The organism is Jiangella asiatica (assembly GCF_004349065.1).
Lineage (GTDB): Bacteria > Actinomycetota > Actinomycetes > Jiangellales > Jiangellaceae > Jiangella > Jiangella asiatica.
The window spans coordinates 36,588-56,065 of sequence record NZ_SMKZ01000008.1; the positions used below are offsets into that span (position 1 = coordinate 36,588).

Here is a 19,478-nt window from a genome sequence, read left to right on the forward strand (position 1 = left end):
CGCGCGACCTGGAGCGGCCGCCGCCGCTCCGCGGGCCCGCGCCAGGAGCCGCGATGATCGGGTTGGGCTGCAGACGGCGGTCCTCGTCGCGTGCTGGCGGGCTGTCGCCGAGGCGCAGACGGGTGCTGGTCACATCACCCGCTCGGCAGACCGGGGTCGATGACGATCCAGTCCTGGTACTTTCCGGCCCGGTGGTCGCCGGACGAGCGGCCGGTGAGCCGGCGGCGGACCCACGGAGCGACGTATCGGCGGTAGTAGAGCAGGTTCTCCGCGGCGGTCGGTGCCGTCCGGCCTGGGGGGACCGGAGCCATCCACTCGTGCGGATACGAGGCGTTCAGCGTCTCCAGCACGCGGGCTGCGACCCGGTGATGGCCGGCGGTGTTCAGATGCAGCCGATCCTCGGCCCAGTAGTCGGCACGGGTGAGTTCGTTGTCGGCCCAGTTGTTCGCGAAGGGCACGTGGTACTTCATCGTGAGCGCCTCGACCGCCGACGTCAGCTGGTCGCCCAGCTGGCGCATGCGCCGACCCATCGGCAGGCCGCGGCTGGGGTCGCCGCCGCTGAGGATGATCGGCTGGACGTCTGTCTCCAGACAACGAAGGATGACGTGCTCGGTGAGGGCGCAGATGCGGCCGATGTCGACACGCGGGCGCATGAGGTCGTTCCCGCCGCCGTTGAAGGTCAGAGCGGTCGGCTCGAGCGCCAGCGCCGGCTCGAGCTGTTCGGCCACGATCTGGCCGGCAAGCCGTCCCCGAATGGCGAGGTTGGCGTACTCCACCGGTGCGCGGCGATCGCGGGCGAGGCCGCTCGCGAGCAGGTCGGCCCAACCTCGAGGACTCCCATTCGGGAGTTCGTCGCCCACGCCTTCGGTGAAGCTGTCGCCGATGGACACCAGCCGCATGGCGTTCAGTATCGGCTACCCGCCCAGCGCGGGTGCCGGGGCGTGGCTGTTCTTCCTACCGCGCTGCTGTTCCTACTCGATGTCGGGCCGGATGTTCTGGTTGAGGCGGAACAGGTTGCCGGGGTCGTAGCGGCGTTTGACCTCGACCAGCCGGCGATGGTTGTGCCGATAGTTCGCCCGGACCTGCGCGGGGTCGTCGTCGGAGGAGAAGTTGACGTAGCCGCCGGCCATCGCGCTGGACCGCAGCGCCTCATGGTAGGCGCGCGTCCAGGTGATGTTGGCAGCGTCGTCCGCGGGTTCGTGCCAGGTGGCGCCGATCCCTACGGCGAAGTTCGCGTCGCGGAATCCGAAGGCGGTCTCGTTAGGGCCGACGCGGTGGCATGCCCCATCGATGGGGAAGATCAACGTGGCGGACTCCAGCGTCGGCAACCTCCGAGCGAAGGAGATGTGCGTGTCGATCGCTGCGTCCGTCAGGCTCGCGTTGAAGCACCCCTTCCAGTAGTGGCGCAACCCGAAGGGCAACAGGTCGTCGAACAAGGTGTTGATCACTGGATAGGGCATGCGGTCGACGAACTGACCGACCGCCGGTCCGAGCTGCTCGAGGTGGCCGCGGATCCGGTCGTCCTGGTCGCGTGGGCCGCTCCAGCACGTCAGCACCGCGACTACCGGCTTGCCGTGCCATGCCTCGGGAACAAAGGGCACCGGTGGGGCTTGCACGAGCCCGAGGACGAGGTTCAGTTCGCCGGGGGCGTCGGCCAGGAGGTCGAGGCATTCGTGTACGACCTCGCTGTCCAGCGGATAGAAGGTCGGACCACCGAGAATGTCCGCGACCGTGTGGAGGCGGTACTCGAACGACGTCACGACCCCGAAGTTTCCGCCGCCGCCACGCAGTGCCCAGAACAGGTCGGGATGCTCGTCCGCGCTGCACACGAGCAGGCGACCGTCGGCGGTGACGACGTCCGCGCTGATGAGGTTGTCGCAGGTCAGCCCACACCGCCGCGCAAGGTGGCCCAGCCCGCCGCCCAGAGTCAACCCGGCGATGCCGGTGGTGGACACGATCCCGCCGGTGACGGCGAGCCCGAACGCATGGGCGGCGTGGTTGAGGTCGCCCCACGTCAGTCCCGGCTCGGCGCGCACCGTCCGGCGCTGCGGGTCTACCCGCAGCCCTCGCATCGGCCCCAGGTCGAGGACGATCCCGCCGTCGGAGGTGGCGAAGCCGGCAATGCCGTGGGAGCCGCCGCGCACCGCCAGCGCCAGCTCGTGGTCACGGGCGGCGGCCACGGTCGCGGCCACGTCGGCTGCGCTCTTGGCGCGGACCACGGCTCCGGGTCGGCGGTCGTGGATCGCGTTGTAGATCGAGCGCGCTACGTCGTAACCGTCGTCGCTTGGTGCGAACACCGAACCGCGCACCGCGACGCGTAGATTCTCGACCACCGTCGGGTCGACGGACATGTCGGTGAGCGCCATCGCTTTCCTCCCCAGCTCGGCTCATCACCGAGTGTGGATCGGCTCGAACGGCGAGCGCATCGCGCAAACACCCCAACTCGTCGAGGCGGCCCTTGGGCCGAATGCGCTATGGCGTGGCGCTCAGGCAAGGTGATGGGTGTAGGCGAAGGCCGCCGCTGCGGCGCGGGTGGACACCCCGAGCTTGGCATAGATGTTGTCCAGGTGGCGCGAGACCGTGTTCGCGCTGATGACCAGCTCTGCCGCGATGTCGCGGTTACTCTTGCCTGCTGCCACGAGGCGAAGCACGTCGAGCTGGCGCGTGGTGAGTCCGGCCGGCAGGTGGCGCCGCGAGCTGAGGAGCTCTTCGACCCGCCGCAGACCGGCGGACGACCCGAGGCGGATGAAGGTCGACCGCGCGGCGCGTAGCTCGAGCTCGGCCGTGTCATCGTCGCCGGCCGCCCGATATGCGGTCGCGAGCAGCAGTCTCGCCTGTGCTGCCTCGTAGGGCAGCTGCAGTTCGAGCCACAGGGTGCGGGCGCGGCGTAGCCGGGCGAGTGCGTCCGCGATGTCGTCGCCGGCCGCGGCGACGGTTCCGCGCGCCTGCAGCGACAACGCCTCGAGGAGCCGTGATCCCGACGTGCCGGCCATCGCCTCGAGGTCCCGTGCCGCGTCCTGGCCGGTCTCGACGTCGCCGATGGCCACGCTGACCTCTGCCTGGGCCGCCAGGAGCCGTGCCCTGTCGAGAAGACCCCAGCCTCCGCCGGCAAGACAGGAAGCCAGGGCCGTGGCGGCCGTTTGCGCCTTTCCCTGGGTGAGACGGAGCAGGGCCAGGCCCGGCTGCGGGTCGCGTCCGAGTTCGTGGGCGGTGAGGAATGCGTTCTCGGCGCCGGTTAGGTCTCCCATCCGCCGCTGCAGCTCGCCCGCTACATAGAACGACTCGCCCGCCATGTTCGGGTGGTAGTTCATCAGTTCCCGACACGCGAGCACGGCCTCCGCTCGGGCCTTGTCCCAGGCACCGCCGAGACCGAGCAGCTCGACGTGATGGACCCGGCAGAGGCCGTGGAATGGCGTCCCGGCTGGCAGGGTGGCACACCACGCCATGGCAGCGTCGTTCCAGGCGGTGGCGCGACCCAGGTCGGACAGCTCGAAACAGATCGGGACGGCGAGGCAGTACAGCCAGCCCGTCACCAGATCACCCAGTGCACCGGTCATGACGTCGCACATGACCTCGTCGAGGCGGGCCAGACCTGTCTCCGTGTCGCCGACGGTGATGCGCAGTCTGCCTTCGAGCAGGCGGGCCATCGCGACCACATCTTGGCTCTCGCAGCGTGCGCCGACCTCGGCCATGTGGCGGGCCAGCCGCAGCGCCTGCTCGTGGTCTCCCGCACCTGCCGCGAGCTCGGCCTCGGCGAAGCAGAGAAAGCCCTGCTCCTCGCACTCCGGCAGATCGGCCAAGTGCCGCCGCGCCTTGGTCAACCAGCCTGCTGCCAGCGCTTCCTTGCCGATGAACCCGTACTCCGTGGCCAGCATCCAGGCGTTGTAGCCGGCCCTACGCCCGTCCCCGGCGGCGACGTACGCGGCGTGGGCTCGCCGACGGGTTGCCAGCGACTCCTCGACCCGCGACAACCACCAAGCCGCTTCGGCGAGTGCCTCCAACCCGGTGGCCCCGAGCGACTCAGGATCTTGATCATGCAGCAACCGGTACACCTCGGGCCACCCGCCACGGCCGGCCTCGGCCCGAGCCCTCTGCGTCGCCGCACGATCCGCGGGCATCAGCTCCCTCCCCGGGACAGCCCTGAATCACCGTACACCGGTCGCCACGGCTTGAAACGGGCTCGATCAACGCCATCCTCGTCCAGGGCAGCCGAATTGTGAGCGGGACCGGCACGCCGAAATCGGCCCCGGCGCCTGGGTCTTCCTGCCGTGCGGTGTCGCCACGAGGTAGAAGCGCCCCGCTCGGGCTGTTGCGGGTGTTTCCCCGCGGCCGGCTGAGGAAGCCGCGGACGGTGTCGAGGAAGGCAGATGGACGCAGGCCGTCCTCTACCCGAGCGAGAGCATCGCCTCGGCGACCTCACCGGCTGCCGCATCGGGGATCGCAGTGGCAGCTTCCTCGAGGACGAGCAGCCGCGCCCCGGGAATCTCGCGCGCGATAGCCTCGCCGTTGCCGACGGGGAAGAACGGGTCTCGGCGGCCGTGGACGACGAGCGTGGGAACCTCGATCTCGGGTAGGCGCTCGCGCCAGCGGGGTTTGCAGTTGAGCGTGGCGAAGACCATGCCGAGCTGGTTGGACATCTGGGTCGGGGGTGCGGTGCCAGGTGTGCGGTCCCAGATGCGCGCTGCGATCGCGCGGGCAGCGACGGGGTCGTCGCCGAGGATCTCCGCGCGGGCAGCGGCGAACTCCGCCACCGCCTCGCGATCGGTCCAGTCGGGCATCGGTCGGGTGAACAGGCGCTTCATCGTCGCCTTGTCGTGATCGGGGAGGTCAGCGTCGGACTTGCCCGGCGCGACCGCGCGGGTGCCGGCCAGGGTGAGCGCCGAGAACGCGCCGGGATGGTCGAGAGCGGCGGTCTGGGCGACCATCCCGCCGACGCCGATCCCGGCGAGGTGCGCGGGCACGCCGCCGAGCGCGTCCACAAGGGCCGCCGCGTCGGCGGCGAGGTCGCGCAGGGTGTAGGTGGGCGCGTGCGGGTCCGCCGTCGTCGACTCGCCGCTATCGCGTAGGTCGTAGCGCACAACGCGGCGCCCACCGGCGGCGAGGCGCTCGCAAAGCGCGTCGGGCCAGGACAGCATCGTCGTCCCGCCCGCGAGCAGAACGAGTGGCGCGTCGTCGTCACCGAAAGACTCGATGCCCAGGGCGACCTGATTGGCGTCGACGGTGGTCATCGGTCGGTCAGCCCTCCAGGGCGGCGACAGTCGGTGCAGTCTTCGAGTAGCCGGCGGCCTCGACGATCTTGCCGTCGACGACCCGCATGACGTTGACGCCACGGACCGAGTCGGTGTGGCCGGGACCCCATACGTAGCGCCAGCGGATAAGCGCCCACTCGTCACCGGTGTGGACGTCCTCGACCTCGAAGTGGCTGGTGGTGTCGTCGATGAGCGCCTTCCACGAGCTCAACGAAGCGTCATAGCCCTCGTAGCGGGTGCCGTCGGGGGCTGGCTGAATACTCTCCATGACGCAGTCGGGGGCGATGATCTCCTCGAGGAGGGTGGCGTCCCGCTCCCGGAACGCCAGGTTGAAGCGGTCGATGACCTCGTCGGTTGTCTTCGTCAAGTCATCAGAGGGGCTCATGCGATTCCCTTCCTTCGTGGGTTCGGGATCTGATCTGGACCGCTTCGGTGGGCACGGTGCCCCCGAAGGCGGGTCGCCGTTTAGACCGGACCACCGCCCCGATCTCATCGGTTGTGGCCCGTCGACGGATGCGGTCGAGCGTCCGCATAGCGATCGCTTCCGGAACGCTGAAGCACCCGGAGGTCGATCACGGCGGAGCTGCCCGCGCTCGCCACGAGTACGAGGGGCGTGCCCGCTCGACCGACGGCGGAACGCACACGGCCTACACGGTGGTGCCAGTCGCCTGTCGCCGGCATGGACGCTCGGTGGATCAGGAGAGCTGGCGGAAGTTGATGTCGCCGATCCGCAGGTCGAAGTCGACACCGCCGTCGGTGACACCACCGGACGTGTAGGGTCCGGCGTCCCGTTCGGGCTCGCGCGGCGGGAAGAAGCCGTCCTCGAGGCGGAACGGGGATTCACCGACGATCTGCTCGTAGACCGCCTGCCGCAACTCGACCACCTGATCCGGCCACGTCCGGACCTCGGACCAAGGGTACCGCGGATCGGTGAAGGGTGTCTCGCGGCGGGCGATCGCGATCTCGCAGTCGGCGAAGTCGTCCCGGATAACGGTCATCTCCGGAAGCGTCCCGTGCTCCTGGGCGGTGGCGCCTTCACCGAGCGACAGGGTCAGGTCGGCGGTCCGATCGTCGCTGGGCTCGCCCTCGATGACCTGCCCGCTCACCGTGACCGGCACGTTCCAGGTGAAGGTGAGCTCGGGATCGATGCTGTCGTGCTCGGGGCACTCGACGGTGTGCCCGTAGTCCACCTCGGACAGTTGCATGCTGCCGCTGCCGGTGACGTCGCCGTCGGAGTCGACGACGAGCATGCCGCCGATGAGGGTCCTGAACGGCTCCAGGACCGACCAGTCCAGGCCCTGGAGCGTCCACGGATAGAACTGGTCGTCGTCGTCCTGGTAGGCCTCAACGCTGTCGTACTCCGCGGGGTCGCGCGGCGACGTCGCGAGCCCAGCCAGCCGCCACACCTGGGAGCCCTGATCGAAGCCCAGACCCACGCTGAACGGGATGAACTGCCTGCCCGTGGTGACGTCGACGATCGGTTCGTCGGTCGGTCCGATCCCCAGGAACCGCAGGAACGCTTCGGCGATGAGTCGGCCGTTCTCGTCGGTGGCGTACGACATCGCGGTGCGGATCTCCGCCGGGGTCAGGTCGCGGTTCTCGGCCAGCGCGGTGGCGACCAGCCCCGACACCAGCGCCGTGGCCGCCGACGTTCCGCTGCTGATCCAGTAGCCGTCGGGGGAGTCGGCCATCATGAGGTTGGCTCCCGGCGCGTGCACGTCGATGTACTCCTTGTCGGGAGTGCACGGCCACCGCGAGCCGTCCCGCTCGGTCGCGCCGACGGTGATGACGCTGCCGAAGGCGGCCGGCCAGCTGTCGAGATTCTCCCCCGGGCAGTAGTCGGCGCCGGAACCGTCGTTGCCCGCCGACGCGACGACCACGACACCTTGCTCCTCGGCGTAGCGGATCGCCGGACCGAACACGTCGTCGGGACAGTAGAGATCGGTAGAGCCGATCCGCATGCAGATGGCCGTCTGGCTGACGTTGATGACCCTGGCTCCGTTGTCGACGGCCGTGATGATGGCCTCGGCGATCGAGCCGAAGTTGCCGATGTCGGTCATGTTGACGTCGGTGTCCAGCTCTCCTTCCTCGTTGACGTGCTGGTTGTGGATGTCGTAGGCGTGAATCGTGACGCCGGTGGCGACGCCGTGGACGACCCCGGTGTGCTCGCCGACGATGAGCGACGCCATCGCGGTCGCATGGTCGCCGGGTGCGTCCCGGCCCGGCTCGAGGATGTTCGTCTCGGAGATCGTGGCCTGGTCGATGTTCGGATGGTTCGGGTAGATGCCGTCGTCGAGCAGGGCGACGACGATGCCCGTTCCCCGCGGGTCCGGCGGTAGGGCGTCGAAGTTCATCGCCTCGATCTGCCAGGACGTCTCGCCGTCCGGCAGCGGCCACTCGGTCTCCGAATCCGTCTCCCGCACAGGTCCGGCGACACCGGCGCCGAGAATCCCTTCCTCGGCTTTCAGCTGATCGATCCGAACCTGGACGTCGCCGCCGACCGGGACGGTCTCGAACTCGACCACCGGCGTCCCGTCGGAGTCGGCCCGGGTTACCGCGAGCAGAACCGGCTGGTCGGCGGGCCACTGGGTGACCGCAGGGCTCGGCGCTGGCCAGTCGGGCAGTCGGGCGGCATCCGACGGCTCGGAGACGGTCTCGCCCTGGACGGAGGCGACGGTGGCCGTGGTGGCTCCGGCGGCGCTGAGCCGGTCGAGGGTGAGCTGGCAGGCGTGGTCCGGACAGCCATCCGGCTCGATGCGGATGGGCGTGTCGGTGCTGTCGAGTTGGAGTAGGTAGGCGTCGGCGCCATCGACGGGGGCGAACGCGACGACCAGACGCGGGTCGGCGCCGTCGGTGAGCGAGGCTTCGAGCGACGACGGCGGGAGCAGCGAGCCGTCGTGGCCGTCGTCCGAGCCTCCCGTGCAGGCTGCCGGTACCAGGAGCGTCGCGGTGAACAGGAGCATCGCTGCCCGCGTCTGCGCTGGTCGGCCCTGCATGAACAAGCATGAAACCAGATGTCGGCAACCTTGTCATCGACCTTCCGGGTACCGGCGGCGCCAGGTGTATACCATGAGCGGCCGGGCACATCGGGGAAGGCGACGGCAAGGAGAATGACGTGCGGGCCTCGATACTTGCTGTAGGTCTCTTGGCCGTGATGACGTTGGTCGGCTGTGCGGACGAACCCGCTGAGACCTCGACGTCCACGGCCAACACCGGGAGCGCTGAGCCCACGTCGGACGATGACGGCGAGCCGACGACCGCACCGGCCGAAGCCGGCGAGGACAGCGAAGCCGGCGCCGAAGCGTTCGTGCGCTACTACCTCGAAGCCCTCAGCGACGGCTACAACCACCTGGCCGTCGGGGAGATTCGCGCGCACGCGTTGGAAGCCTGCGTGACGTGCCACGAGTGGGCCGACGCGTACGCGGGGACGATGGAGCAAGGCGGCACGATCGTCTCCGGCGATGCCACCTGGCGGGTGGGCGAGATCGTCGTCTCCTCTTACGAGGCGGGCGCGAACGCCGAGGTCAGCGCGTCGGTGACGATCGGGGAGCACACGTTCACCGAATCGGCGACCGCGACTCCGGTCGCGCGTCCGGAGGTGACGTTCCACTTCGAGTTCGTCGTCGTCCGGCAGGACGACTCCTGGGCCGTCGAGGAGATGGCCGAGTCTCAGATGTGATCCGGGCTGCGATCCCCTGTGATCATCAACGATCACGCGGCCAACGGTTGACGATCATGGAAACCGCGATCGGTGTCCCGCGGCCAGGCCGGCGGACCGGTGGCGGACCGTGCCGAGCGCCGGCCGGGCAGCACGGCCGGTGGCGGATGGAAGTCCTGGGTTGGGAGTGTTCGCGGGAAGAGCACGACAAGAGGCGTGCCGGATTTCAGGACGAGGCGGCGTCCAGTCGGGCTGCAGTCAGCTCACGAGGGCATGGCGGTGCGCCTGGCCGACGATGCGATCAGCGGTTTGGTCAGGGGTGAGGGCAGCGGTGTCGAACCACCAGCCGGTATCGCCGAACTCCCGCTTCATGTCGGCCTCAAGGGCTTCGTAGCCGTCGAAGTCGAACCGCTCACGTGGATCCCTGATGGTGTTGCGATATCGGCAGACCTCGATGCCGGGTGTGAGGACGACGAACATGACCCGGCGAGGCCTGAGGAGCTCGAGGAAGAAGTCCAGCCTCTCGCGGGAGGGAATCACCGCATCGATCAGTGGCGTGAAGCCGGCGTCGGCGAAGTTGTTGGCCAGTGTGCACAGATTGCGGTGGCACAGCTCCACCTGTCGCGCTGCTTCGGCGGCGGGCTCGCCCAATGCCCAGACGAAACCACTGACAATCATCCTGTTGAGCTCATCGCCGTCGAGCCGGGCGGAACGCGGCAGCCGCTCGGCGGCCAGCCTGGTGACGGTCGATTTCCCGGCCCCCGGCATCCCTGTCACGATCACGCAACTCGGCGTTCCTGTAGGGAGCACGACCGGAATCGTGTCACCGTGCCTGCTGATCGGCAATCCTATTTCCCAGGAGCCGCGACCGCACGAGCGGAACCGCATTGAGCCAGATCCTCGTCTCGTGACATCGCGCACGACGACGACCTCGGCCACGACGTCGCGCTCCGTCAGCACGTCGCAGGGCCATCACCAGGCATACATGCCTGGTGAACCGCACCTAGCCCTGGTGGTGTGACGGATCGTCGACGGGCGTGGCCTCGGAGCTCGCCGGGAGAGTGACGGTCACGACGAGGCCGCCACCGTCGCGCGGGTGGGCGGTTGCGTCTCCGCTGTGGGCTCGCGCGATGGCGCGGACGATGGACAGTCCCAGGCCGGCGCCCTTCGCGGTGGTCAGGCGGTCGGTGCCGAGCCGGCGGAACGGTTCGAAGAGGGCCGAGACCTCGTACGGTGGGACGACGGGGCCGGTGTTGCTGACCTCCAGCTCGACGACTCCCGCATCGGAGTCGGTGCGGCTCGTGACGTGAACCCAGCCGCCGTCGGGGTCGTTGTGCCGGATGCCGTTCTCGACGAGGTTGTGCACGAGGCGTTCAAGGAGGAGCGCGTCGCCGTCGGTCACGGCTTCCCCGGCCTCGTCGTGCACGTCGACCCCAGCTGATTCCGCGTCGTCGGAAGCTTGGCCGATGACGTGGTCGATGACGTCGGCGAGGTCGACCGGGAACCGTTCGACCAGCTCGTTCTCGGCTCTGGCCAGCAGGAGAAGGCCAGCGATCAGGCGCTCGTGGCGGGTGTTGATCTCCAGGAGGTCTTCACCCAGGCGCTTGACGTCGTCAGAGGCTGTTCGCCGGCGCATCGCCAGCTCGACGAGGCCCCGGCCGAGCGTGAGCGGCGTACGTAGCTCGTGCGAGGCGTTGGCCACGAAACGACGTTGACCATCGAAGGACCGGTCGAGGCGGGCAACCATCGTGTCGAACGTGTCGGCGAGCTCCTTGACTTCATCGTCGGGGCCGACGAGCGCTATGCGTTCGTGGAGTCCGCGGTCGGCGGCGGGAGCGGCGGCGATGCGTCGTGCGGTTTCGGTGACGCGGTGCAGCGGCGCGAGCACTCGGCCGGCCACCAGCCACCCCAGTCCGGCCGCGGCGCCGCCGACGACCACGAGTGCGATACCTCCCTGGGTGATCAGCGACGTCACGGCCGAGTCCCGAAGCCGTTGCTCCTGCTGGTTCATCCATTCCGTGGCCGCCTCGTCGGAGAAGACCTGTCCGTCGTCGGTGACGATCTCGTTTCGTCGAGGTGCGTCCACTTCGCTGGTCGACCGGTCCTCCCCGTCGGTGGAGCTCGAGAAACTGGCCTCTTGTGAAAAGCCGGACAACTGCTGGTTGAACAGCGCGTAGGTGGTGCCGAGGAGAACGACGCCGGCGATGAGGAACATGGCCCCGTAGATGACCGTCAGTCTGGTGCGCAGGCTGATCCGGTTCGGCAGGATTCTGGTCAACTCTCGGAGTCTCATGGGATGCGGTATCCCACACCGGGGATCGTCTCGACGATCGGCGGGTTGCCGAGCTTGCGGCGCAGCTTGAGGATGGCCAGCCGGACGGCTCCGGTGAACGGGTCGGCGAACTCGTCCCAGACTTTCTCCAGCAGGTGCTCGGCGGAGACGGCGGCGCCGTCGGCACGCAGCAGTTCGGTGAGTACAGCGAACTCCTTCTTGGACAGTGCCAGCAGTCGGTCCTCACGGAAGGCCTGGTGACGGGCCGGGTCCACGATGATGCCTGCCCGGCGCAGCACGGGTGGAACGGGCGGACGGGAGCGGCGCCCGAGCGCATGGACACGTGCGCTGAGCTCGGCGAACGCGAACGGCTTGGTCAGGTAGTCATCGGCGCCGAGTCGCAACCCGGTCACTCGGTCGACTACCTCGGCGGCGGCTGTGAGCATCAGCACCCGCGCGCCCGAACCGTCCTCGACCAGTTCGCGGCAGACATCGTCGCCATGGATGAGCGGAATGTCGCGGTCGAGGACGACGACGTCGTAGTCGTTGACGCCGGTGCGTTCCAACGCCGCGGCGCCGTCGTGGACGACGTCAACGGCATGGGCATCGCTACGCAGCCATTCCCCGACCGCCTCGGCGAGTCTCGGCTCGTCCTCTACGACCAGTACCCGCATGTCTGATCCTCTTTCGCTGGTCGGAGTGGCGGCTATCGATGACGCTCGCCGCCACCCCGCACGGTCATTGTCGCCGACCGGCGTGTTTCTTTTCCGTTAGCGCTTTGCCTGCGTTTCGTCTCGGGCACAAGGAAACGCTGAAGAAACGCCCCTCACCCTTCGATGGTCCCAACGGCGCCGGTACTCGGCCGGGGCCACGACAGGAAGTCGAGACGATGATGCGCATCCGATTTCGCATGGGGCTGGCGGCCCTGCCGCTGGTCATCCTGGTGGCTCTCACCGGCTGCGGGTCAGACGACGGAAGCGGCGACGACGACGGCTCGGTCGCATCCGCCGACGGCGGCACGCCCTCCGACAGCGGGGACGACGGCAGCCGGGATGACGACAGCGGCGACGGCGGGAAGCCGCTGAGCGAGGACGAGCTGCATGACAGGCTGCTGGAGTACGCGCAGTGCCTGCGCGACCACGGCCTCGACGTGGAGGACCCGGCACCCGGCGAGGGCATCCAGATTCAGAACGAGGGCGATCCCTCGAAGTCCGACGAAGCTATGGCCGCGTGCGAGGATGTGGCACCGCCGTCTCCCCCTGAGGGGAGCGAGGACGACGATCGCGAGGACATGCTGACGTTCGCGCAGTGCATGCGTGACAACGGCGTCGAGGCCTTCAAGGATCCCAAGCCCGGCGAGGGTATCAACATCGGCCCGGAGGTCGCCGAGGACCCGGACTTCGTAGCGGCCGAGCAGACCTGCAACGACCAGGTGTTCGGTGGACAGCCCGACACGCAAGGCGGCCCGTCGTGAGCCAGGGCATCATCATGTCGCGACCACCGGACGAGTCGGAGCTGGACGCCGACGACCGTCCACGACGACGTCGCCTGCTGTGGCTGGCTACGACTCTCGTTGTGGCCGGCGGCGCCGGGGCCTGGTACTGGTTCGCCATCCGGAACGACACATCGGCACCGGCCGACGCGTCGACCGGTCCCGCGGCGACCGCGGAGGTCGCCAGGGAGACGCTTACCAGAGCCGAGTCGTTGACCGGCACGCTCGGCTACGGCACGCCGCTCGCCGTCAAGGCGAAGGGCGACGGAACCGTCACCTGGCTCGCTGCCCAGGAGTCGGCGGTCGGCCGTGGCACCGAGCTGTACCGCCTGAACGAGCAGCCGGTGATCGCTGTGATCGGGTCGGTCCCCATGTACCGCGAGTTGTCACCGGGCGCTGAGGGAACTGACGTCGAGGTGATCGAGCAGAACCTCAGCGAGCTGGGCTACGACGGGTTCACCGTCGATGACGAGTACACCTGGTACACGGCACAAGCCGTCAGGGAGTGGCAAGCCGACATCGGCGCCGAGAGGACCGGCACGGTCGGACCGACCGACGTCGTGGTCGTTCCCCAGGCTGGACGCGTTGACGGGATCAAGGTCGCACTCGGCGACACGGTCGCACCCGACACCGAGGTCCTCGGCATCACCACCGCCGACCAGATCGTGTCGCTGGAGGTCGACGTCGCCGACCGGGGTCTCATCGACGTCGGCACCGCGGTCTCCGTCCAGCTGCCAGGCGGTCAGGAGGCGGCCGGGACGGTCACCTCCTCCACGGTGGTCGAGGACACCTCCGGCGAGGGCGACGACGGCGGAGAAGGAGGCGGAGGCGACGGGGACCCTGGCGCGGACGACACCATCACCGAGGTGGAGGTGACGCTCACCGGCCCGGTCGACGAGGCCCTGATCGGGGCGCCGGTCGACGTCGTCGTGGACGTCGAGACCCGCGAGGACGTCCTCGTCGTCCCCGTCAACGCCCTGCTCGCCCTGGCCGGGGGCGGGTTCGGCCTCGAAGTCGTCCGCGCCGATGGCACGACGGACATCGTTGCTGTCGAGACCGGCATGTTCGCCAACGGCAAGGTCGAGGTGAGCGGCGCGGACATCGCCGAGGGAACCGTCGTCGGGGCGGCCGGCCGATGAGCACACGCATCCAAGCCGCCGCCACGGCGCCCGTCGCGGTCGCGGACACGAGGGATCCCGTCGTCCTCCTGCGCGACGTCCGCCGCATCTATCCCGGGCACCCACCGGTGCGAGCGCTCGACGGCGTCGACCTGCAGATCGACCCGGGCGAACTCGTCGGCATCGTCGGACCGTCAGGCTCGGGAAAGACGACCCTGCTCAACGTGCTGGGCACGCTGGATCGGGCCGACGCCGGCGTGGTGCGCGTCGACGGCTACGACGTCGAGGAGCTGTCGGACCGGCAGCTGTCGGCGATGCGCGCGCACCGGATTGGCTTCGTGTTCCAGCAGTTCTTCCTCTCCCCAGGAGTGACCGCGCTGGACAACGTCGCCGACGGACTGCTCTACACCGGGCTCGCTCAGCGCAACCGCCGGGCCAGGGCACGGCGGACACTGACCCGGGTCGGGCTCGCTGACCGGACGCACCACAAGCCGCACCAGCTCTCCGGCGGGCAACGGCAACGGGTCGCCGTCGCCCGGGCTCTCGTCGGCCAGCCGGCGCTGCTGCTCGCCGACGAGCCGACAGGCGCCTTGGACTCGGCCTCCGGTGCCGCGGTACTGGAGCTCCTGCACGAGCTTCGCGACACCGGAACGACCATCGTCGTCATCACCCACGACCACGGCGTGGCAGCGGAGCTGCCCCGGCAGGTGCACATCCTCGACGGCCGGATCGAGTCCGACGAAAGGACCGCAGAACGATGACGGCCACGTCCACACCCCCGGCCTCGCGGCTGCGCGGCCGCGACACCGTCCGCGTCGCCTTCTCCGGCCTGCGTGCGCGGCCGCTGCGCGCGGTGCTGTCCGCGCTGGGCATCGCCGTCGGCATCGCCGCCATGGTAGCCGTGGTCGGCATCTCGGCCAGTAGCCGCGAACAGGTCAACGACCAGCTGCGCCAGCTCGGCACCAACCTGCTGACCATCACGCCGGGCCAGCAGCTGACGGGAGGCGAGGCCAAGCTTCCCCCTGACAGCGTCGACATGGTCGCCCGTGTCGGCCCGGTCACCGCCGTCAGCGCCATCGGCACGGTCGACGACGCTTCGGTCTTCCGCAACCAGCACATCCCCGAAGAACAGACCAACGGGCTCTCGGTGAACGCGGCCCGGCCCGACCTCCTCGACACCATCTCGGGCACGGTCGCCTCCGGACGCTGGCTCGACGACGCGCTCGCCCAGTTCCCGACGGTCGTGCTCGGCGCCGACGCCGCCGAACGCCTCGGCATCAACCGCACCGACGGCAGCGGCCAGGTATGGCTCGGCGGCGAGTGGTTCACCGTCGTCGGGATCCTCGACCCGGTGCCGCTGGCTCCCGAGCTGGACTCGTCGGTCCTGATCGGCTGGCCCGTCGCCGCGGACCTTCTCGGCTTCGACGGATCGCCGACGACGATCTACGAGCGATCCGACGAAGACGCGGTGGACGACGTCCGTGCCGTGCTCCCGGCCACCGCGAACCCCGACCACCCCGAAGAGGTCTCGGTCAGCCGGCCCTCGGACGCGCTGGCCGCCCAAGCCGCCGCCGACGAGACCCTCACCACCTTGCTGCTCGCCCTGGGCGGCGTCGCGTTGCTGGTCGGTGGCATCGGCGTGGCTAACACGATGGTCATCGCAGTGCTGGAGCGACGCTCCGAGATCGGCCTGCGCCGCGCGCTCGGCGCCACTCGCGCCCACGTCCGCCGCCAGTTCCTCGGAGAGTCCGTCCTGCTCGCCGGCCTCGGGGGCATCGGCGGCGCTGCCCTCGGCGGCGTCGTGACCGCCGCGTTCGCGCAGACCCGGGACTGGCCGTTCGCCTTGCCGGTATGGGTCCTCGCCGGCGCCGCGGCCGCTACCGTCCTGGTCGGTGCCATCGCCGGCGCGTACCCCGCCGCCCGTGCCGCCCGCATGCCACCCACCGCCGCCCTGGCGACGGTGTAGCGCCACGAGCACGCCTCGTGCTGTCCGTCGTACTGCACCCGCGTCCTGTCGTGGTCTGTCACACACCGTCTGCCCGTCCGTCTGTAGACGGCCCTGGGCCTCCAGGGGTATGCGTCAAGCAGACCGCGGCTGGTCCCACCCCCGCCAGTACTCGCCGACCACGTGACCCCAGCACTCACCGGGGTCACACCGGCCGGCGTGCTGGTGTCGGCGCTTGCGTCCGGTCGGTTACCGCATGTCTCGGGCGCCATCTATGACGACCGCGATGCCGTGGAGCTCGGCGACGGCCGCGAGCTCCCGAGCGAGGTGAGGATCTGGGCCGCCGGGTTCGGCGCGCCGGACCCGGCCGTGCGCAGTGCGGGCCAAGCGGGACGAGGCGCCGGCCACCCGCTGAACGAGCAGCCTGGACCGGCCGCGAAGGAGAGGTGTGGAGCTGTGAGCTGTGAGCGAGCACGCCGTCCTGGAGACGCTGACGCCGACCGAGCGGGCCACGTGGACGGCGAGCTGGACGGCGTCCTGGCGATGCGGGTCGACGACGCTCGCACCACCGACCTCTATCTCGTCCGCAACCCGGACGAGCTGACCTGCATCGACTCCGAGATCGCGCTCACCCTGCGGTGAACGCCGGTAGTGGCCGCCCGGTCGCGCGGATGGCGCCGCCCACGGAGTGAGGTTAGGGATGCCTTAGATTTGGCAGCATGTCGAACAGGTCCGGGTGGAGCGACGCGAAGCTCGGCATCGGAATCGTGGCCGCGATGGCCGCCCTCGTGCTCGTGGTGGCGCTGGGCCTGGCCATCGGCACTCGCGCGCTGCCGTTGGCCGACGTCGTCGACGCCCTGCGCTCCCACGACCACAGCGACGCGGCCATCATCGTCTGGGACCAGCGGCTGCCGCGCACCCTGCTCGGCGCGCTCGTCGGCGCGGCACTCGGGGTCGGCGGCGCGATGGCTCAGGGCATCACCCGCAACCCGCTGGCGGATCCGGCGCTGCTGGGGGTCTCCGCCGGTGCGGCGCTGGCGATCGTCGTCGGGTCGCTGGCGTTCGGCATCACCGCGTTGGCGCCGCAGATCGTCGTCGCCACCGTGGGCGCGGCCGCGGCGGGCGCGGTCATCCTGGCGCTGACGGGGTTCGGGCACGGCGGGGTACCACCGGTCACGCTGGCGCTGGTCGGGCTGTCGCTGTCCGCGCTCATCGTCGCCGTCGTCTCCATTCTGGTGCTGCTCGACGCGCAGACGCTCGACGAGTACCGGTACTGGCTGGTCGGCGCGCTGTCCGGGCGCGGCACCCCCACGCTGACGACGGTGGCGCCCGTCCTGATCCTCGGGTTGGCCGCCGCGGTGACCGCCGTGCGCGGCTTGGACGCCCTCGCGCTCGGCGACGACGTGGCCCGCGGCCTGGGGGTGCGCGTGACGCGGGCCCGGATCGCGGCCGGGCTCGCCGTCATCCTGCTGACGGCGACGGCCGTGGCCGCCGCGGGCCCGATCGCGTTCGTCGGGCTGGTCGTCCCGCATGCCGCGCGGGCGATCACCGGGCCACGGCACGGCTGGCTGCTGCCGTACTCGGCGCTGCTCGGCGCCACCCTCCTCGTCGCCGCCGACGTGGTCGGGCGGGTGGTGGCGCGGCCCGGCGAGGTGCAGGTCGGCGTGGTGACGGCGCTGGTGGGTGCGCCGATGGTGCTGCTGATGTTGCGGCGGACGGCTCGGGCAGGTGCGGCGCTGTGACCGTGGTGCGTTCCCGAGCAGTGCGGCAGCGCGACGGCGAAGCCGCGACGCTCGCACGGTCCGGGCCGGCGGTGGTGCTGCGCTGGCGTGGCGCCGGTGTGTTGGTGCACCCGCGCACCTGGGCCGTCGGAGCCGTGCTGGCCGCCGTCGTCGCCGCCCTGTGCATCGTCGCGCTCGCCGTGGGAACCCAGTGGCTCCCGCTCGACGACGTCGCCCGCGGCCTGGTGGGCGAGGCGGAGCGGGCGACCAACCTGACCGTGCGGCGGTTCCGGCTGCCACGGGTCGTGGTGGCGGTTCTGGTCGGCGCCGCGCTCGGGCTGGCCGGCGCGCTGGTGCAGGCGGTGACGCGCAACCCGATCGCCGCGCCGGACGTGATCGGCGTGACCGCGGGAGCGAGCTTCGGCGCGGTACTGGTGCTGCTGGCCTTCGGCGGCACGACGTTCGGTGCCGGGGGAGCGGCGGCCGAGCTCTCGCGGGTCGGGCTGCCGCTGGGCGCCGTCGCCGGAGCGTTCGTCGCAGCGGCCATCGTGCTCGGGCTGGGTGCCGGGAAGGGACCGTCCTTCGCCACGCAGCGGGTCGTGCTGGTCGGCATCGTGTGCCACGCCGCGTTCATCGGCCTGGTGCACTGGGGCCTGACCCGCGGCGACGTCGACCAGGCCACCCGGGCCGCGGCCTGGCTGGTCGGCAGCCTGCACGGGCGCGGCTGGGAGCACGTCACCGGGCTCGCGGTGGCGCTGGCGCTGCTGTTGCCGGTCGCGCTCGTGCTGGGCCGGTCGTTGAGCGCGCTGTCGCTCGGCGAGCCGTCGGCGGCCACCCTCGGGGTCCGGGTCCGGCGCACGCAGCTCGGCGTGTTCCTGGTGGCGTTCGCGCTCACCGGCGCCGCGGTGGCGGCGGCCGGGCCGGTCGGCTTCATCGCGCTGCTCGCGCCGCAGATCGCCCGGCGGCTGGTCCGCGCACCCGGGATGCCACTGGTCGCGTCCGCGCTCACCGGCGCGGCCGTGCTGCTGGCCGCCGACGTGCTGGCCCGGCTGGCGGTCCCCGGCGTCGAGCTGCCGGCCGGCGCCGTCACGGCGCTGGTCGGCGCCCCGTACCTGCTCTGGCTCGTCGTCCGCTCGGAAGGACAGAGATGAGTGTCATCGGCGCCACCGGCGCACCGGCCTCTGAAAAGGTCGTGCCGCTCCTGCGCGGTCAGGCGTTGCGGCTGGCGTACGGGCCGGACCGCGTCGTCGTCGACGGGCTCGACCTGGAGCTGCCGCCGGGCAAGGTGACGGCGGTGATCGGCGCCAACGGCTCGGGCAAGTCCACGGTGCTGCGCGCGCTGGCCCGCCTACTGCGGCCGGTCGACGGGCAGGTGCTGCTCGACGGCCGTGACATCCACCAGATGCGCACCCGCGACGTGGCGCGGCAGCTCGGGCTGCTGCCGCAGGCGCCGGTGTCGCCGGACGGCATCACCGTCCGCGACCTGGTGCGCCGTGGCCGCACCCCGCACACGTCGCTGTGGCGGCAGTGGAGCGACGCGGACGAGGCCGCGCTGCTGGCCGCGCTGGCGGCGACCGACCTGACCGAGCTCGCCGACGATCCCGTGGACGCACTCTCCGGCGGTCAGCGCCAGCGCGCCTGGCTGGCCCTGGTGATCGCGCAGGAGACGCCGCTGCTGCTGCTCGACGAGCCGACCACGTTCCTCGACATCGCGCACCAGGTGGACGTGCTGGAGCTGGTGCGGGCGCTGAACCGGGACGCCGGCCGGACCGTCGTGATGGTGTTGCACGACCTCAACCAGGCGTGCCGGTTCGCGGACCACCTCGTGGCGTTGCGCGGCGGCAGGATCGTGACCGCCGGTCCGCCGGCCGCCGTGGTCACCACCGAGCTGGTCCGGACCGTGTTCGACCTGGACGCCATGATCGTGCCCGACCCCGTTGGCGGCACCCCCATGGTCGTACCCATCGGGCGGGCGAAGTAAGGTATGCCTGGCCTTTCTTCCATCGTCTGAAGGAGACACGTC

General features: G+C 70.4%; 18 protein-coding genes. 9 read left to right on the forward strand and 9 right to left on the reverse strand.

Annotation, left to right across the window (positions count from 1 at the left end; genetic code table 11):
* Nucleotides 1-134 precede the first annotated feature (134 nt).
* From E1269_RS07835 to E1269_RS07860, 6 genes are all read right to left on the reverse strand, one after another.
* Nucleotides 135-899, reverse strand: coding sequence for an SGNH/GDSL hydrolase family protein (locus E1269_RS07835; RefSeq protein ID WP_131893109.1), 765 nt, complete (start codon nt 897-899; stop codon nt 135-137).
* Nucleotides 900-971: 72 nt separating this feature from the next.
* On the reverse strand, nt 972-2,366 hold the full coding sequence (locus tag E1269_RS07840; RefSeq protein ID WP_203433140.1) for an FAD-binding oxidoreductase: 1,395 nt from the start codon (nt 2,364-2,366) through the stop codon (nt 972-974).
* A gap of 120 nt (nt 2,367-2,486) precedes the next feature.
* On the reverse strand, nt 2,487-4,118 hold the full coding sequence (locus tag E1269_RS33315; protein WP_131893110.1) for a helix-turn-helix transcriptional regulator: 1,632 nt from the start codon (nt 4,116-4,118) through the stop codon (nt 2,487-2,489).
* A gap of 267 nt (nt 4,119-4,385) precedes the next feature.
* Entirely contained in the window at nt 4,386-5,228 is an 843-nt protein-coding gene (locus E1269_RS07850; protein WP_131893112.1) for an alpha/beta fold hydrolase, read from the reverse strand.
* Nucleotides 5,229-5,235: 7 nt separating this feature from the next.
* Nucleotides 5,236-5,616: a nuclear transport factor 2 family protein gene (locus E1269_RS07855; protein ID WP_203433142.1), complete on the reverse strand. Its 381-nt coding sequence runs from the start codon at nt 5,614-5,616 to the stop codon at nt 5,236-5,238.
* Nucleotides 5,617-5,944: 328 nt separating this feature from the next.
* A complete protein-coding gene (locus E1269_RS07860; RefSeq protein ID WP_131893116.1) occupies nt 5,945-8,245 on the reverse strand; it encodes a S8 family peptidase in 2,301 nt (766 codons plus the stop codon).
* Between the two features lie 155 nt (nt 8,246-8,400).
* Here E1269_RS07860 and E1269_RS07865 point away from each other — a divergent pair, with 155 nt between their 5' ends.
* Nucleotides 8,401-8,928: a DUF6318 family protein gene (locus E1269_RS07865; RefSeq protein WP_131893118.1), complete on the forward strand. Its 528-nt coding sequence runs from the start codon at nt 8,401-8,403 to the stop codon at nt 8,926-8,928.
* 237 nt (nt 8,929-9,165) lie between these two features.
* On the opposite strand, the gene E1269_RS07870 is transcribed toward E1269_RS07865, so the two are convergent.
* The 3 genes from E1269_RS07870 to E1269_RS07880 all read right to left on the reverse strand — a co-directional run bounded on the left by E1269_RS07870 (nt 9,166) and on the right by E1269_RS07880 (nt 11,853).
* Nucleotides 9,166-9,846: an AAA family ATPase gene (locus tag E1269_RS07870; protein WP_203433144.1), complete on the reverse strand. Its 681-nt coding sequence runs from the start codon at nt 9,844-9,846 to the stop codon at nt 9,166-9,168.
* A 64-nt stretch (nt 9,847-9,910) separates the two neighbouring features.
* A complete protein-coding gene (locus E1269_RS07875) occupies nt 9,911-11,200 on the reverse strand; it encodes a sensor histidine kinase (protein ID WP_131893120.1) in 1,290 nt (429 codons plus the stop codon).
* Nucleotides 11,197-11,853, reverse strand: coding sequence for a response regulator transcription factor (locus E1269_RS07880; RefSeq protein WP_131893122.1), 657 nt, complete (start codon nt 11,851-11,853; stop codon nt 11,197-11,199). Before E1269_RS07880 ends, E1269_RS07875 begins: the two co-directional genes overlap by 4 nt.
* Nucleotides 11,854-11,891: 38 nt before the next feature.
* Between E1269_RS07880 and E1269_RS07885 the strand changes: the two genes are divergently transcribed.
* The 8 genes from E1269_RS07885 (at nt 11,892) to E1269_RS07920 (ending at nt 19,436) form a co-directional block, all read left to right on the forward strand.
* A complete protein-coding gene (locus E1269_RS07885) occupies nt 11,892-12,653 on the forward strand; it encodes a hypothetical protein (protein WP_131893124.1) in 762 nt (253 codons plus the stop codon).
* Nucleotides 12,650-13,810 (forward strand): peptidoglycan-binding protein, encoded by a 1,161-nt coding sequence (locus tag E1269_RS32145; RefSeq protein WP_162606277.1) that lies wholly within the window; start codon nt 12,650-12,652, stop codon nt 13,808-13,810. The genes E1269_RS07885 and E1269_RS32145 overlap by 4 nt, the downstream gene beginning before the upstream one ends.
* Nucleotides 13,807-14,550 (forward strand): ABC transporter ATP-binding protein, encoded by a 744-nt coding sequence (locus E1269_RS07895; protein ID WP_131893126.1) that lies wholly within the window; start codon nt 13,807-13,809, stop codon nt 14,548-14,550. Before E1269_RS32145 ends, E1269_RS07895 begins: the two co-directional genes overlap by 4 nt.
* The gene (locus tag E1269_RS07900) at nt 14,547-15,755 is read left to right on the forward strand and encodes an ABC transporter permease (RefSeq protein WP_131893128.1); all 1,209 of its coding nucleotides are present in this window, start codon (nt 14,547-14,549) and stop codon (nt 15,753-15,755) included. The genes E1269_RS07895 and E1269_RS07900 overlap by 4 nt, the downstream gene beginning before the upstream one ends.
* A gap of 162 nt (nt 15,756-15,917) precedes the next feature.
* The gene (locus E1269_RS07905; RefSeq protein ID WP_131893130.1) at nt 15,918-16,376 is read left to right on the forward strand and encodes a hypothetical protein; all 459 of its coding nucleotides are present in this window, start codon (nt 15,918-15,920) and stop codon (nt 16,374-16,376) included.
* A gap of 77 nt (nt 16,377-16,453) precedes the next feature.
* Nucleotides 16,454-17,476, forward strand: coding sequence for a FecCD family ABC transporter permease (locus tag E1269_RS07910; protein WP_131893132.1), 1,023 nt, complete (start codon nt 16,454-16,456; stop codon nt 17,474-17,476).
* Entirely contained in the window at nt 17,473-18,606 is a 1,134-nt protein-coding gene (locus tag E1269_RS07915; RefSeq protein WP_203433148.1) for a FecCD family ABC transporter permease, read from the forward strand. Before E1269_RS07910 ends, E1269_RS07915 begins: the two co-directional genes overlap by 4 nt.
* Nucleotides 18,603-19,436: an ABC transporter ATP-binding protein gene (locus tag E1269_RS07920; RefSeq protein WP_131893133.1), complete on the forward strand. Its 834-nt coding sequence runs from the start codon at nt 18,603-18,605 to the stop codon at nt 19,434-19,436. Before E1269_RS07915 ends, E1269_RS07920 begins: the two co-directional genes overlap by 4 nt.
* Nucleotides 19,437-19,478 lie beyond the last annotated feature (42 nt).

Coding starts and splice junctions, on each gene's coding strand:
- E1269_RS07835 (WP_131893109.1), bottom strand. CDS start 899: ATGCGGCTGGTGTCCATCGGCGACAGCTTCACCGAAGGCGTGGGCGAC.
- E1269_RS07840 (WP_203433140.1), bottom strand. CDS start 2,366: ATGGCGCTCACCGACATGTCCGTCGACCCGACGGTGGTCGAGAATCTA.
- E1269_RS33315 (WP_131893110.1), bottom strand. CDS start 4,118: ATGCCCGCGGATCGTGCGGCGACGCAGAGGGCTCGGGCCGAGGCCGGC.
- E1269_RS07850 (WP_131893112.1), bottom strand. CDS start 5,228: ATGACCACCGTCGACGCCAATCAGGTCGCCCTGGGCATCGAGTCTTTC.
- E1269_RS07860 (WP_131893116.1), bottom strand. CDS start 8,245: ATGCAGGGCCGACCAGCGCAGACGCGGGCAGCGATGCTCCTGTTCACC.
- E1269_RS07875 (WP_131893120.1), bottom strand. CDS start 11,200: ATGAGACTCCGAGAGTTGACCAGAATCCTGCCGAACCGGATCAGCCTG.
- E1269_RS07880 (WP_131893122.1), bottom strand. CDS start 11,853: ATGCGGGTACTGGTCGTAGAGGACGAGCCGAGACTCGCCGAGGCGGTC.
- E1269_RS07885 (WP_131893124.1), top strand. CDS start 11,892: ATGACGCTCGCCGCCACCCCGCACGGTCATTGTCGCCGACCGGCGTGT.
- E1269_RS07895 (WP_131893126.1), top strand. CDS start 13,807: ATGAGCACACGCATCCAAGCCGCCGCCACGGCGCCCGTCGCGGTCGCG.
- E1269_RS07900 (WP_131893128.1), top strand. CDS start 14,547: ATGACGGCCACGTCCACACCCCCGGCCTCGCGGCTGCGCGGCCGCGAC.
- E1269_RS07910 (WP_131893132.1), top strand. CDS start 16,454: ATGTCGAACAGGTCCGGGTGGAGCGACGCGAAGCTCGGCATCGGAATC.
- E1269_RS07920 (WP_131893133.1), top strand. CDS start 18,603: ATGAGTGTCATCGGCGCCACCGGCGCACCGGCCTCTGAAAAGGTCGTG.